Source organism: Ramlibacter sp. MMS24-I3-19, from assembly GCF_050320135.1.
GTDB lineage: Bacteria > Pseudomonadota > Gammaproteobacteria > Burkholderiales > Burkholderiaceae_C > Ramlibacter.
This window is the reverse complement of record NZ_CP190017.1, coordinates 4,443,143-4,455,473: the sequence shown is the minus strand read 5'-3', so window position 1 is coordinate 4,455,473 and position 12,331 is coordinate 4,443,143. Positions and strand designations below refer to the sequence as shown.

The 12,331-nt window shown below is 69.5% G+C and carries 12 protein-coding genes; 6 read left to right on the top strand and 6 right to left on the bottom strand.

The features are described 5' to 3' along the window. Positions 1-49: 49 nt before the first annotated feature. Together ACPWT1_RS22070 and ACPWT1_RS22065 are read right to left on the bottom strand one after the other, a co-directional pair. Positions 50-973 (bottom strand): hypothetical protein, encoded by a 924-nt coding sequence (locus ACPWT1_RS22070; RefSeq protein ID WP_427913270.1) that lies wholly within the window; start codon positions 971-973, stop codon positions 50-52. 354 nt (positions 974-1,327) lie between these two features. Beyond that, the gene (locus tag ACPWT1_RS22065; RefSeq protein ID WP_427913269.1) at positions 1,328-2,275 is read right to left on the bottom strand and encodes an alpha/beta fold hydrolase; all 948 of its coding nucleotides are present in this window, start codon (positions 2,273-2,275) and stop codon (positions 1,328-1,330) included. A gap of 51 nt (positions 2,276-2,326) precedes the next feature. Here ACPWT1_RS22065 and ACPWT1_RS22060 point away from each other — a divergent pair, with 51 nt between their 5' ends. Further along, on the top strand, positions 2,327-4,102 hold the full coding sequence (locus tag ACPWT1_RS22060; RefSeq protein WP_427915613.1) for an acyl-CoA synthetase: 1,776 nt from the start codon (positions 2,327-2,329) through the stop codon (positions 4,100-4,102). 9 nt (positions 4,103-4,111) lie between these two features. On the opposite strand, the gene ACPWT1_RS22055 is transcribed toward ACPWT1_RS22060, so the two are convergent. Beyond that, the gene (locus ACPWT1_RS22055; RefSeq protein ID WP_427913268.1) at positions 4,112-4,960 is read right to left on the bottom strand and encodes a phytanoyl-CoA dioxygenase family protein; all 849 of its coding nucleotides are present in this window, start codon (positions 4,958-4,960) and stop codon (positions 4,112-4,114) included. Positions 4,961-5,060: 100 nt separating this feature from the next. Next, positions 5,061-5,798 carry a DNA-formamidopyrimidine glycosylase family protein gene (locus ACPWT1_RS22050; RefSeq protein ID WP_427913267.1) on the bottom strand — a complete coding sequence of 246 codons (738 nt, stop codon included), beginning with the start codon at positions 5,796-5,798 and terminating at the stop codon, positions 5,061-5,063. A gap of 72 nt (positions 5,799-5,870) precedes the next feature. On the opposite strand from ACPWT1_RS22050, the gene ACPWT1_RS22045 reads away from it, so the two are divergent. The 3 genes from ACPWT1_RS22045 to plsY all read left to right on the top strand — a co-directional run bounded on the left by ACPWT1_RS22045 (position 5,871) and on the right by plsY (position 8,119). Next, complete coding sequence (locus tag ACPWT1_RS22045; RefSeq protein WP_427913266.1) at positions 5,871-6,929, top strand: aldo/keto reductase; 1,059 nt, start codon at positions 5,871-5,873, stop codon at positions 6,927-6,929. Next, positions 6,929-7,423 carry an aminoacyl-tRNA deacylase gene (locus ACPWT1_RS22040; RefSeq protein ID WP_427913265.1) on the top strand — a complete coding sequence of 165 codons (495 nt, stop codon included), beginning with the start codon at positions 6,929-6,931 and terminating at the stop codon, positions 7,421-7,423. Before ACPWT1_RS22045 ends, ACPWT1_RS22040 begins: the two co-directional genes overlap by 1 nt. 66 nt (positions 7,424-7,489) lie before the next feature. Beyond that, on the top strand, positions 7,490-8,119 hold the full coding sequence (plsY, locus tag ACPWT1_RS22035; protein WP_427913264.1) for a glycerol-3-phosphate 1-O-acyltransferase PlsY: 630 nt from the start codon (positions 7,490-7,492) through the stop codon (positions 8,117-8,119). Between the two features lie 12 nt (positions 8,120-8,131). Here plsY and ACPWT1_RS22030 read toward each other — a convergent pair whose 3' ends face one another. Both ACPWT1_RS22030 and ACPWT1_RS22025 read right to left on the bottom strand, forming a co-directional pair. Beyond that, complete coding sequence (locus tag ACPWT1_RS22030) at positions 8,132-8,791, bottom strand: retropepsin-like aspartic protease family protein (protein ID WP_427913263.1); 660 nt, start codon at positions 8,789-8,791, stop codon at positions 8,132-8,134. Continuing rightward, the gene (locus tag ACPWT1_RS22025) at positions 8,784-9,269 is read right to left on the bottom strand and encodes a YajQ family cyclic di-GMP-binding protein (protein WP_427913262.1); all 486 of its coding nucleotides are present in this window, start codon (positions 9,267-9,269) and stop codon (positions 8,784-8,786) included. Before ACPWT1_RS22025 ends, ACPWT1_RS22030 begins: the two co-directional genes overlap by 8 nt. Before the next feature lie 45 nt (positions 9,270-9,314). On the opposite strand from ACPWT1_RS22025, the gene murB reads away from it, so the two are divergent. After that, a complete protein-coding gene (murB, locus tag ACPWT1_RS22020) occupies positions 9,315-10,376 on the top strand; it encodes a UDP-N-acetylmuramate dehydrogenase (RefSeq protein WP_427913261.1) in 1,062 nt (353 codons plus the stop codon). Between the two features lie 115 nt (positions 10,377-10,491). Next, a complete protein-coding gene (locus ACPWT1_RS22015; RefSeq protein WP_427913260.1) occupies positions 10,492-12,324 on the top strand; it encodes an autotransporter assembly complex protein TamA in 1,833 nt (610 codons plus the stop codon). Positions 12,325-12,331 lie beyond the last annotated feature (7 nt).

Here is a 12,331-nt window from a genome sequence, read left to right as displayed (position 1 = left end):
GCCCCGCCGACGGGCCCCGCGAGAGAGTGCGCGCCGGGCGCGCCGCGGGTTACCGCGGGCCGGCCAGGTACGACTGGGCGCGGCGGTTGCCGGCGCTGGCGGCGCGTTCGAACCAGGTCAGGGCCTGCTTCTGGTCGGCCGCGACCATCGCGCCCTCGAAGTAGGCGACGCCCAGGAAGTAGCTCATCTCGCTGCGGCCGCGGCGGATGCCTTCGTCGGTGGACTTGCCCGAGCGCTTGACGATCGCGGGGATGTCGCCACGCCCGGCGGCGTACGCCTGCATCTGGTCGACCGTGGTCGAGAAGAAGTGGTCGCGCGTCTGCGCGGCGGCCACCTTGTCCGGCGCCATGTTCACCACTTCGTCGGCGAGCACGGGCAGCGCCTCGAACGGCGTCATGCCGCCCTTCATGCGCGGCGAGTACCAGGCGCGCAGCATCGCGCGGTCGAGCGGCAGCAGGCCGTCGACCTTGGTCGGGAAGTAGCTCAGCACGGTCTTGCCGCCCGGGTGGCCACGCACGCCCATCAGGTGCATGGACTCATGGTACGCACAGCGCCACACGTCCTTGGTGCGCATCTGCATCGTGGCCGAGTCGATGCGGTCCTCCGTGCGGAAGTCCAGGTAGGTCACGCACGGCTGGTTGTCCTCGAGCGCGGTGTCGGGCACCACCTCGAGCTTGAAGTTCGCGACCTGCTCGGCATTGGGCTGGTCGGACACGTCGACCAGCTTGACGCCCGCCTCGTCCGTGACGGTGCGCAGCGCCTGCACGATGTAGTCGCGGTGCTTGGGAAGATCGATTCCCGTCATCCGCATGCGGATCTCGCCGTCCCAGCGCACGATGCGCGTGGGCGTGCCGCTTTGGTGCCACAGCGCTTCCCACACCGTGGCCAGGCCTTGCTCCGTCTCATCCGCGGCGAGCGCGGCGCAAGGTGCGAGCAACACTGCAAGAAACAGCGTCCAGATTTTCCTGCTCATCCGAGTCACCTCAACTTGTGAGACGACTGTAGGGGGTAGGAGGTCTCCTACGCCAGTGCCGAGGCTATGTCCGACAGGGATGTCGGAAAAGTGCGACTTTTTGACGGGGGCTGAGGCATGCGTGTGACGATGAGCAGCTTCGCCGCGAGGACGGCGGCCGAGGCGCGCAGCGCAGTGACGTGCGAACAGGGGCGTTGGCCGCATGGCAGACCTCGCGGGGGGCAGCCCGGCGGGACTGCCGGATGTCGCCCGCTGGGTTGCGGCGCGCGAGGAAACGGTTCAAGAGGGCGTACGGCGCCCATGCTCGCGTCTCACCGGCGCGACGCGCGCGCCCACGGCTGAGCTGCGGACGCCTCAGCCGTCGATGAACGCCTCGAGATGGTCCGCGAGCAGGGCGGGCTGATCGTGGTGAAGCATGTGGCCCGCGTCAGGCAGCACAGCCTTCCGCAGCGAGGCAACGTGGCCCAGCCGTTCGTGGAACTCGGCCAGCGTGAACTTGCCCTGCCACCACTGGCCCAGGCTGTCGTCGGCAGCTTCGACCCACAGCGTCGGGCACGTGATGCGGCGGTAGAGCTCCAGCACCTCGTCGACGCGGAACAGCTGGGCATTGGTGATCTTGTGCGCCGCATCGCCGAGGATGTGCCAGCGGCCGTCGGCGCCCTGCCGCGACCAGTGCTGCGCCAGCCAGTCGGCCTTGTCCTGCGACAGCCGCTTGTTGGTCTTCATGAGCCGCGCCGCGACCAGGGCGATGGAGTCGTACGACTTCAGCGCCATCTCGCCGCGGTGCAGGGCCTTGAGTTCATCCATCCACTTGGCATAACGGCCCGGCGCTTGCGAGGGCCGCGTGGCTGGCATGCCGAAGCCCTCGAGGTTGACCAGGCGGCGGATGCGCTGCGGACGCGCGCCGGTGTACAGCATGGCGATGTTGCCGCCCATGCTGTGGCCGACCAGGTCGACCGGCTGGTCGCCCGCGTAGTGGTCCAGCAGGAAGTCGAGATCGGCGAGGTAGTCCGGGAACCAGTAGTTGTCGGCCGCGGGGCGATAGGGCGAGCCGCCCGACGCAGGGTCCTGCGCAGCGTCGAGGCCCGTGAGGCCGTAGCCGCGCCAGTCCGGGGCGATCACGTAGTGGTCGCGCGAAAAGGCATCGACCATGAACTGCCAGGAGGCTGCGACGTCCATCCAGCCGTGCACCAGCACCAGCGGCACCTTGCCCGGGGCAGGGTCGCCCCAGAGACGCACGTGGTAGCGCAGGCGGCGGATCGGCACAAACTCGCTGCGCGAGGCACGTTGGGGTTGGTACATTGCCCCGGAATCATAGGAGGCCTACCGATGGCGGTCAGTCAACGCAGCGACATGCAGGCCGACAACCACGCGCGGATGCATGCGCAGTTTCGGTGGGCCGTTCCCAGGCACTTCAACATCGCGCAGGCGTGCTGCACGCGCTGGGCGCAGGGGCCCGAGGGCGACACCCGCGTGGCGGTGCGCACGCACGGCGGCGGCCGTCTTACGTTCGCCTCGCTGCAGGCGCAGGCCGATCGCCTGAGCCACGTGCTGGCCTCGCTGGGCGTGCGTCGCGGCCATCGCGTGGCGCTGGTCATGCCGCAGCGCGCGGAGACCGCGATCGCGTACATGGCGATCCTGCAGTCCGGCGCGATCGCGATGCCGCTGTCGATGCTGTTCGGCCCCGACGCCCTCGAATACCGGCTGCAGGACAGCGAGGCCACCGTCGCCATCTGCGACGAGAGCTCCATTGCCAACCTGCTCTCGGTGCGTGCTGCGTGTCCGTCGCTGCGCCACGTGATCGGCGTCGGTGCCGCGGCACTGCAGGCAGACCTGGACTGGGGCGTGGAACTCGGCCGGCACCCGGGCGACTTCACCGCGGCGAAAACCAGGGCCGACGAGGGCGCGATCCTGATCTACACCAGCGGCACCACGGGACCGCCCAAGGGCGCGCTGATCCCGCACCGCGCCCTGATCGGCAACCTGCCCGGGTTCGTGTGCAGCCAGAACTGGTTCGGGTTCCAGACGACCACGGCGCTTCCTGCTCCCTCCCCCGTGAGGGGGAGGGTTGGGGAGGGGGCGGGCGTCAAGCAGGGGCAAGCGCCCAGCGCAGGGGACGACCAGAACACGTCAGTGTTCTGGTCCCCTGCAGACTGGGCCTGGACCGGGGGGCTGATGGATGCCTTGTTGCCATCCCTCTACTTCGGCCGCCCCATCGTCGCCTGCAACGCGCGCTTCAGTCCCGAGCTCGCCTTCACGCTGATGCAGGAGCACGGCGTCACGCACACCTTCCTGTTTCCCACGGCGCTCAAGGCCATGCTGAAGGCGTTCCCCGAGCCGCGGCGGCAGTTCCGCCTGAAGCTGCAGGCGATCATGAGCGCGGGCGAGGCGGTGGGTGACACGGTGTTCGCCTATTGCCGCGACCAGCTGGGCGTGGTGGTCAACGAGATGTTCGGCCAGACCGAGATCAACTACGTGGTCGGCAACTGCAGCATGAACGGCCGCGACGACGGTGGCGTTGGCTGGCCCGCGCGGGCCGGCAGCATGGGCCGTCCCTACCCGGGCCACCGCATCGCCGTGATCGACGATGACGGCAACGAGTGTCCGGTGGGTGTTCCCGGCGACGTCGCGGTGCACCGCTACGACGTGCACGGCGAGCCGGACCCGATCTTCTTCCTCGGCTACTGGCGCAACGAAGGTGCGACACGCCGCAAGTTCACCGGCGACTGGTGCCGCACCGGCGATCTCGCGACGCGCGATGAACACGGCTACCTCTGGTACCAGGGCCGCGCGGACGACGTGTTCAAGGCCGCGGGCTACCGCATCGGCCCGAGCGAGATCGAGAACTGCCTCGTGAAGCACCCCGCCGTGGCCAACGCCGCGGTGGTGCCCAAGCCCGATGCCGAGCGCGGAGCGCTGGTGAAAGCGTACGTGGTGCTCGCGGCGGGCCATGCAGGCGGGGAGCAGCTGGTGGCCGACCTGCAGCAGCACGTGCGCGGCCAGCTCGCCCCCTACGAGTCCCCGAAGGAGATCGAGTTCATCGACGCCTTGCCGATGACGACCACTGGCAAGGTGCAGCGGCGCGTGCTGCGACTGCAGGAAGAGGAGAGGGCGCGAACGAGGGGCTGACGGGCATCCTCAGCGCGTCGCGCCCATCACCAGGCCCTCGATCTGGTGCTTCTGCGTGATCGGGATCAACTTGTCCACCACGCGGCACACCAGGTGGTCGCGCGCGAGAGGCGGCAGGCTGTCGTGGAAGTCCTGCGTCACCATCACGTCGTGCAGCGCGGCGTGGCCGGCGCCCGGCGCGTCGACGCCGATCACCAGCACCGGTCGCGCGATCGGCGACAGGTGCTCGGTGCCGCGGTGGATGGTCAGCGCCGAGCGGCAGCTCACGTCGCCCATCTGCGGGAACTTGCGCACGGCGCGGTCGTTGTAGCGCGCCCATTCCTCCGTCGGCGGAAACATGCCGTGCTTCCAGTCCTGGCCGGCTTCCCACTGCGTTCCGTGCGCCACCTCCAGCGGGCCCATGTCGGGCGTCACGTCGACGCCCGTGAGGTTGAAGGCGAGCGAGGTGATGCGGCGGTCCTGCCAGGTCTCGCGCGGCGAGGGAAAGTCGCGGTGCCACGGCTGGTACTGGGCGCCCTGGAAGGGCACGTCCAGTCCGATCTCGACGATCTCGTAATCGGGTCCCAGCACCTCGGTGCACATGCCCGCGATCCACGGATGCGTGATCAGGTCCACGAAGCCGCGGAACGCCTGCGGATGCGCCTCCACGTACCACCGGCGCGGGCCGCGGCCGACAGCGCCGCCGGGTCGCTGGATCGCTTCCCAGAACGCGGTCATCATGTCCTCGCGCAGCGCCTCCACCCATTCGCGGCTGAAGGCGCCCTTGCGGGCGGTGATGCCGTCCTCCTGCAGCGCACGCAGGCTGGGCGCGAGTTCGGTGGCGGTGAGGGGGCGTTCGGAGGTGAGGACTTCGGTCATCGCGCGACTGTGTCGAACGCGGCCTCGACTGACGGCTGCTGAGCTTGCACTTCGCGTGCGCTCCGTGAAAAAGCCGCTGTGCTGGCGGCGCGGCCGACACTCAGCCGTAGAGCCGCTGGCAGTTCTCGCACCAGAAGCTGCGCCGCTGCGTGAGCCCGAGGTGGCCCTTGTGGAACGGGATGTTGCAGCGAGGGCAGGTGCGCTTCGTGTGCGCGAGCCAGTGCTTGCGCAACACGAAGGCCTTCTTCCATTCCAGGAACTGGAAGCTGTAGTTGCGCGCCTCGTGCACCAGCTCGCGCAGCTTGGCCGGCGGCAGCGCGCCGACGGGCGACAGCGGGTGCACGCGGATGCGGAACAGCACCTCGTTCTTGATGATGTTCCCCACGCCCGAGAAGATGCCCTGGTCCAGCAGCGCGTCGCAAGCCAGCATGTCCGGGTGTGCCAGCAGTCGCTCGCGTGCGAGCGCCGGGTCCCAGTGCTCCGACATCACGTCGGCGCTCCAGTCGTACAGCAGGTCGATGGGTTCCTCGACCAGGCGCGCGGCGCAGCTGTAGAAGTTCAGCTCGCGACCACCCGCGAAGCCGAGGCCGATGCGCAGCGGCTTGTCCGGCTTGCGCGCATCGATGCAGTAGCTGCCGAACATCAGCAGGTGGATGCGCAGCGCCACCGTCGGCAATTCCAGCAGGAAGTGCTTGCCCCAGGTGCGCACGGCCTGCACCGTGCGGCCCTTCAGCCGCGCGGTGTCGATCTTCGTGTTGCCTTCCACGCGCAGGATGCGGCGCCCCTCGAACACCTGGGCCTGTTCGCGCAGGATCACGAGCGAGGGGCCTTCGGGCATGCGGGCAGGGGCGACAATCGAGCTTCGTTGATTCTGCGCAGCCGGCCCGCAGCGGCCTGTCATCCATTTCCCATGAACCTCGTCCAACTCGGCGCCAGCGACCTGCGCGTGACGCCCATCTGCCTCGGCACCATGACCTTCGGCGAACAGGTCGCCGAAGCCGACGCCCATGCCATCCTCGACCGCGCGCTCGAGCGTGGCATCAACTTCATCGACACCGCGGAGATGTACTCGGTGCCGCCGCGGCGCGAGACCTACGGCGCCACCGAGACCATCATCGGCCGCTGGCTGCGTGCTCGACCCGGCGCGCGCCAGAAGCTGGTGATCGCCACCAAGGTCGCCGGGCCTTCGCGCGGCATGCCCTGGGTGCGCGCCGGCGAGGGGCTCACCGCCGCGGACATCGTCGCCTCGTGCGAAGGCTCGCTGCGACGGCTGCAGATCGACGTGATCGACCTGTACCAGATCCACTGGCCCGAGCGCCACGTGCCCGCGTTCGGCGAGATCTACTACCAGCCCACGCGCGAGACCAGCAGGACTTCGATCGCCGAACAGCTGGAGGCGCTGGACGGGCTGGTGCGCCAGGGCAAGGTGCGCGCGATCGGCCTGTCGAACGAGACGCCGTACGGCGTGCACGAGTTCGTGCGGCTGGCCGAGCAATCCGGGCTGGCGCGCGTCGCCACCGTGCAGAACCCGTACTCGCTGCTCAGCCGCGGCCTCGAGAACGGGCTCGATGAAACGATGCACCGCCTGGGCGTGTCGTCGATCCCGTACTCGCCGCTGGCGTTCGGCGCGCTCACGGGCAAGTACGACGCCGAAGGGCTGGACGGACCCTCGGTGCGCGAGGGCCGGCTGTCCAAGTTCGAGCGCATGCGCAACCAGCGGTGGGCGCGTCCCGAAGCGCTCGCCGCCGCGAAGCGCTACAACGCGCTGGCCCGCGAGCACGGCCTCACGCCCACCCGCATGGCGCTGGCCTGGTGCTATGGCAACTGGCGCGTGGCCAGCACCATCATCGGCGTCACCTCGCTTGCGCAGCTCGACGAGGACATCGACGCCTTCGGCACGCAGCTGTCGCCGGAGCTGCTGGCCGCCATCGATCGGATCCGCTGGGAGAACCGCGACCCGGCGGCGTGATGGCGAAGAAGGACCAGCACGTCAGCGAGACACCGGCCACGGCGCTGCTGCGCACCCACGGCGTCGCCTTCACCGAACACCCGTACGAGTACGTCGAGCATGGCGGGGCCGAGCACAGCGCGGCCGTGCTCGGCTTCGATCCCTTCACGGTGGTCAAGACGCTGGTGATGGAGGACGAGAAGGCGCGTCCCCTGCTGGTGCTGATGCACGGCAACCGCAAGGTGTCGACCAAGAACCTCGCGCGGCAGATCGGCGCCAAGTCCGTCGAGCCCTGCAAGCCGGAGGTGGCGAACCGCCACAGCGGTTATCTCGTGGGCGGCACCTCGCCGTTCGGCACCCGCAAGGCGATGCCGGTGTACATCGAGGAGACCATCCTCGCGCTGCCCCGCATCGCCATCAACGGCGGCCGGCGCGGTTTCCTGGTGGGGATCGATCCGCGCGTGTGCGTCGACCTGCTCGGGGCCACGCCCGTGCACTGCGCCTTGCAGGAGTAGCGGGCAAGCGACGTCCTGCAAGGTGCCGCAGTGGTGTGCGGTTGAGCTCATGCACAATCGTCCGCCGTGGACACCCTGTACTCCCTGCTGGCGGGCCTGGCCGCCTACCTCGTCGGATCGCTCGCGTTCGCGGTGATCGTCAGCCGCGTGATGGGCCTGGCCGACCCGCGCACCTTCGGCAGCAAGAACCCGGGCGCCACCAACGTGCTGCGCTCGGGCAGCAAGGCCGCGGCGATCACCACGCTGCTGCTCGATGCAATGAAGGGGCTGGTGCCGGTGCTGCTGGTGCGCGCCTGGGGCGGGCGCTACGGGCTCGGCGAAGGCACGGTCGCCCTGGTGGCGCTGGGCGCCTTCCTCGGCCACCTGTTCCCGGTGTTCTTCCGCTTCCAGGGTGGCAAGGGCGTGGCCACGTTCATCGGCGCCGTCTTCGGCATCCACTGGCTGCTGGGCATCGCGACCGGCATCACCTGGCTGATCATCGCGTTCTTCTTCCGCTACTCGTCGCTCGCCTCGCTGGTGGCCGCGGTGTTCGCGCCCGTGTACTACCTGCTGGGCGATCGCATCGCGTGGTACGCCGAGGCGCCGGTCGCCGCTGCGCTGGGCGCGATGGCCGTGCTGCTGGCGTGGCGCCACCGCGAGAACATCCGGCGCCTGCTGGCCGGAACGGAATCGCGGCTGGGCGCGAAGAAAGCCTAGCGGCAGGCGGCGCTAGTAGCGCCGCTCGAGCACCATCTGGTCGTTCTCGCGGCGCATCTGGAAGCGCGTGAGGAAGCTGTTGCCCAGGAGCACGAACGGCATCGCCTGCTGGCTCACCACGGCATCGACCTCGCGCACTTCCACGTCGCCGACACGCACGGAGCCCAGCTTCACGCGCCACGCCAGCGCGGTCCCGTTGGCCGTGGTCATCTGCACCGGCTGGCCGCCCTTGTAGTCGATGCCGAACCGCTCGGCGTCGCCCACGGCCATGCTCACCATCGAGGCACCGGTGTCGACCATGAAGTAAGCGGCGCGGCCATTGATGGCGCCGTTGGCCATGAAGTGGCCGCCGCTCCCGGCGGTGAGCACGATGCGTGTGCCGACCGCCGTGCTGCCGCCGGTGCCGCCTACGCTGGCCGGCGCCTCGCCCACGTGCAGCGTGAAGCGCTGGCCACCGGCTTCCAACGTGGCCTGGTCGCCCTGGGTGGACAGCACCTTGACGCCTTTCCAGCTTTCGCCCGGCGCCACGCTCCTGGGCGCGCTGCGGTCGACGATGAGCAGCGCCTTGTTGCCCAGCATGCCTTGCAGCGAGACGGTCTGCGACCACGCTGCCGGTGCGGCAGCGAAGGCCAGGACCGCCAGGCTACCCGCGAGCCGGGCGCGCTCAGTCACGGAAATTGTTGAACGACAGCGGCAGGTCCGTCACTTCCTTGCGGATCAGGGCCATGGCCACCTGCAGGTCGTCGCGCTTGGCGCCGGTGACGCGGACCGCGTCGCCCTGTATGGCGGCCTGCACCTTCAGCTTGCTGTCCTTGATCAGCTTCTGCACGCGCTTGGCCTGGTCGGACTCGATGCCGCTGCGCACCTTGACCACCTGCTTGACCTTGTCGCCGCCGATCTTTTCGACCTTGCCCTTGTCGAGGAACCGCACGTCGACGTTCCGCTTGGCCAGCTTGCTGGTGAGGATGTCCTCGACCTGGGACAGCTGGAACTCGGCATCGCCGAACAGCGTGATCTCCTTGTCCTTGATCTCCACGGCCGCCGACGTGCCCTTGAAGTCGAACCGGGTGCCGATCTCCTTGGCCGTGTTGTCGACGGCATTGCGCACTTCGACCAGGTTCGGCTCGCAGACGGTGTCGAAAGACGGCATTTCCCAACTCCTCCCTGGACAGTTCGCTTGGGCCACAATTGTCCCATGATCGTGGAGCACAACGTCGCACTCGCGCCGCACAACAGCTTCGGCATCGTCGCCAAGGCGCGCGAGCTGGTGCGCGTGCGCAGCGAGGCTGACGTGCTGCAGCTGCTGGCCGATCCGGACCTGGCCACGCGGCCCAAGTTCGTACTGGGTGGCGGCAGCAACATCGTGCTGACGGGCGACGTGCGCCCGCTCGTGCTCAAGGTCGAGATCGCGGGCCGCCGCGTGATCGATGACAGTCCCCGAGCGACGATCGTCGAGGTCGGCGCCGGGGAGAACTGGCACGAAGCTGTCGCGTGGACGCTCGAGCAGGGCTTCCCCGGCCTGGAGAACATGGCGCTGATCCCCGGCACTGTGGGCGCATCGCCGGTGCAGAACGTGGGCGCCTATGGCATCGAGCTGCAGGACCGCTTCGAGTCGCTCGATGCGATCGACCTGCAGACCGGCCGCGTGTTCACGCTCGATGCCAAGCAGTGCGGGTTCGGCTACCGGGACTCGGTGTTCAAGCATCCGCCACCCGATGACGAGACCGAGGCCGCATCGCCGCGGGGCATGGGCCTGGCCGGCCGGGCGCTGATCCTGCGCGTGCGGCTGCGGCTGCCCAAGCCGTGGAAGCCGGTGCTGGGCTATGTCGACCTGGAACGCCGCATGGCCGAGACCGGCGTGCGCCAACCGAGCGCGCGCCAGATCTTCGATTGGGTGTGCGCCATCCGCAGCGCCAAGCTGCCCGATCCACGCGTCATCGGCAACGCCGGCAGCTTCTTCAAGAACCCGACCGTCACGCCCGAGCAGTGCACGGACATCATCGCCCGCGAGCCGGGCATCGTGCATTACCCGCTGCCCGATGGGCGCGTGAAGCTGGCCGCCGGCTGGCTGATCGACGCCTGCGGCTGGAAGGGCAAGTCGGTGGGCAATGCCGGGGTCTACGAGAAGCAGGCGCTGGTCCTGGTCAATCGCGGCGGCGCCACGGGCGGCGAGGTGGTGACGCTGGCCCGTGCCATCCAGACCAGCGTCTACGAACGCTTCGGCATCCGGCTGGAACCCGAGCCCGTCGTCGTCTGACGCGGCCGGCGTGAACGCGACCGCGGCCGGGCTGTCGGCCTGCACCTACGCGGCCGAGCCTGCAACCTCTTCATCATCGCGGGTCGGGCGTCCACGCGGGACGCGTGGACCTTGGATGGCGATGGCGAAGCGGGGCTGGCAGCTGCGGCTTGGGCGCGTGGTTCGGGCGGTGGTGTGCGGGGCGGCCTGCCTCGTGATCGATGCCGCCTTCGCGCAGGCACCGGTGGCCCGGCCCTCGTTCGACATCGAGGTGCGCAGCGGCAACCGCGACGTGCGCGAGCTGCTGCAGCGGCACCTGGAGCTGCAGCGCTTTCGCGAGGTGCCCGACCTGGACGACGCCGAGCTGCAGCGCCTGCTGCGCCTTGCGGACCGCGACGCACGCCAGCTGCTGGGAACGCTGGGCTTCTTCACGCCGCGCCTGGACATCCACCGCGAGCCCGCGCCCGAGGGCGGCGTTCCGCAGGTGGTGGTCGACGTCGATCCTGGCGAAGCCACGACGGTCGCCGGCGTCGACATCGCCTTCGAAGGCGACATCCGCCAGACCGATGCTCCCGACGCGGCGGCGCAGCGCGCGAAGATCCGCGACCGCTGGAGCCTGCCGGCCGGGCGGCCGTTCACGCAGGACGGGTGGAACAACGCCAAGACCCAGGCACTGCGCGACCTGGTGACGCATCGCTATCCCGCGGGCAAGGTGAGCTACAGCATTGCCGATGTCGACGCGGCCACGCACCGCGCGCAGCTGGGCTTGCGGCTCGACTCGGGCCCGGTCTTCCGCCTCGGGGCCATGCAGGTCAACGGCGTCGAGCGCTACGAGCCGGTGCTGGTGCCGCGACTGGCGCAGCTGCCCGTCGGCTCGGTGTACGACCAGGACCAGATCCAGCGCGCCCAGCTGCGGCTGGTCGGCAGCGGCTACTTCGATTCCGCGTTCATCTACGTCGACCCGAGCGGCACGCCCGATCCCGCGCCGGTGCAGGTCAACGTGCGCGAGGCACGGCTGCACAAGGTGGTGCTGGGCCTGGGCTTCTCCACGGACAGCGGCCCGCGCGCCACCGTCGACTACACGCAGAACAGGTTGCCGGGCATCGGCTGGCGCGCCATCACGCGGCTGCAGGTGGAACGCAAGAACCCGTTCATCGAGACCGAACTCCAGGCCAACCCCGGCGAGGACCTGTGGCGCTGGGGCACGTCGCTGCGGATCGAGCGGCTCGACGACGGCCAGCTGATCACGCACGGCCAGCGCCTGCGTGTCGGCCGCACGCGGGCCGACGAGCACATCGACCGCAACATCTACGTGCAGTTCGATCGCGCGACCGTGCAGGTGCACGACCCGACGATCACGCCGGAAGACACGGGCGACGGCACGGCGCTCAGCCTCAACTACATCTGGAACGGCCGCTACTTCGATGCGACGCCGTCGCCCACGGCCGGTTATTCGCTGGGCGCCGAGTTCGGCGGCGGCGTCACGCTGGTGGGCAGCAAGTCGTTCTTCCAGCGCACGCTGGTTCGCACGCTGCAGATCCTTCCGTTCGAGGAAAGCCGGCTGCAGTGGCGTGCCGAAGGCGGCGCCGTGCTGGCGGCGTCGCGGGCCCGCGTGCCGTCCACCCAGCTGTTCCGCACCGGCGGCGACACCACGGTGCGCGGCTATGGCCTGCGCGAGATCGGCGTGGAGCGCGCGGGCGGCGTGGTTGGTCCGGGCCGCTACCTCATGGATGGCAGCGTCGAATGGCAGCGGCCGATCCGCCGCAACGGCGTGGTGACGCCGTTCGAGACCGCGACTTTCATCGACGCCGGCGCGGTGACCGACACGCTCACGCGGCTGCGGTTCTCGTACGGCGTCGGCGCGGGCGTGCGCTATCGCAGCCCGCTCGGACCGCTGCAGGTCGACCTGGCCTACGGCGTGCAGGTGCACCGGTTCCGGCTGCACGTGAACCTGATCAGCACCTTCTGAGGACCGG

Excerpts from the sequence above, each read along its gene's own strand:
- ACPWT1_RS22060 (WP_427915613.1), top strand. The coding sequence starts at position 2,327 with ATGCAGGCCGACAACCACGCGCGGATGCATGCGCAGTTTCGGTGGGCC.
- ACPWT1_RS22015 (WP_427913260.1), top strand. The coding sequence starts at position 10,492 with ATGGCGATGGCGAAGCGGGGCTGGCAGCTGCGGCTTGGGCGCGTGGTT.
- ACPWT1_RS22050 (WP_427913267.1), bottom strand. The coding sequence starts at position 5,798 with ATGCCCGAAGGCCCCTCGCTCGTGATCCTGCGCGAACAGGCCCAGGTG.
- ACPWT1_RS22040 (WP_427913265.1), top strand. The coding sequence starts at position 6,929 with ATGGCGAAGAAGGACCAGCACGTCAGCGAGACACCGGCCACGGCGCTG.
- ACPWT1_RS22065 (WP_427913269.1), bottom strand. The coding sequence starts at position 2,275 with ATGTACCAACCCCAACGTGCCTCGCGCAGCGAGTTTGTGCCGATCCGC.
- ACPWT1_RS22070 (WP_427913270.1), bottom strand. The coding sequence starts at position 973 with ATGAGCAGGAAAATCTGGACGCTGTTTCTTGCAGTGTTGCTCGCACCT.
- ACPWT1_RS22055 (WP_427913268.1), bottom strand. The coding sequence starts at position 4,960 with ATGACCGAAGTCCTCACCTCCGAACGCCCCCTCACCGCCACCGAACTC.
- murB (WP_427913261.1), top strand. The coding sequence starts at position 9,315 with ATGATCGTGGAGCACAACGTCGCACTCGCGCCGCACAACAGCTTCGGC.
- ACPWT1_RS22025 (WP_427913262.1), bottom strand. The coding sequence starts at position 9,269 with ATGCCGTCTTTCGACACCGTCTGCGAGCCGAACCTGGTCGAAGTGCGC.
- ACPWT1_RS22045 (WP_427913266.1), top strand. The coding sequence starts at position 5,871 with ATGAACCTCGTCCAACTCGGCGCCAGCGACCTGCGCGTGACGCCCATC.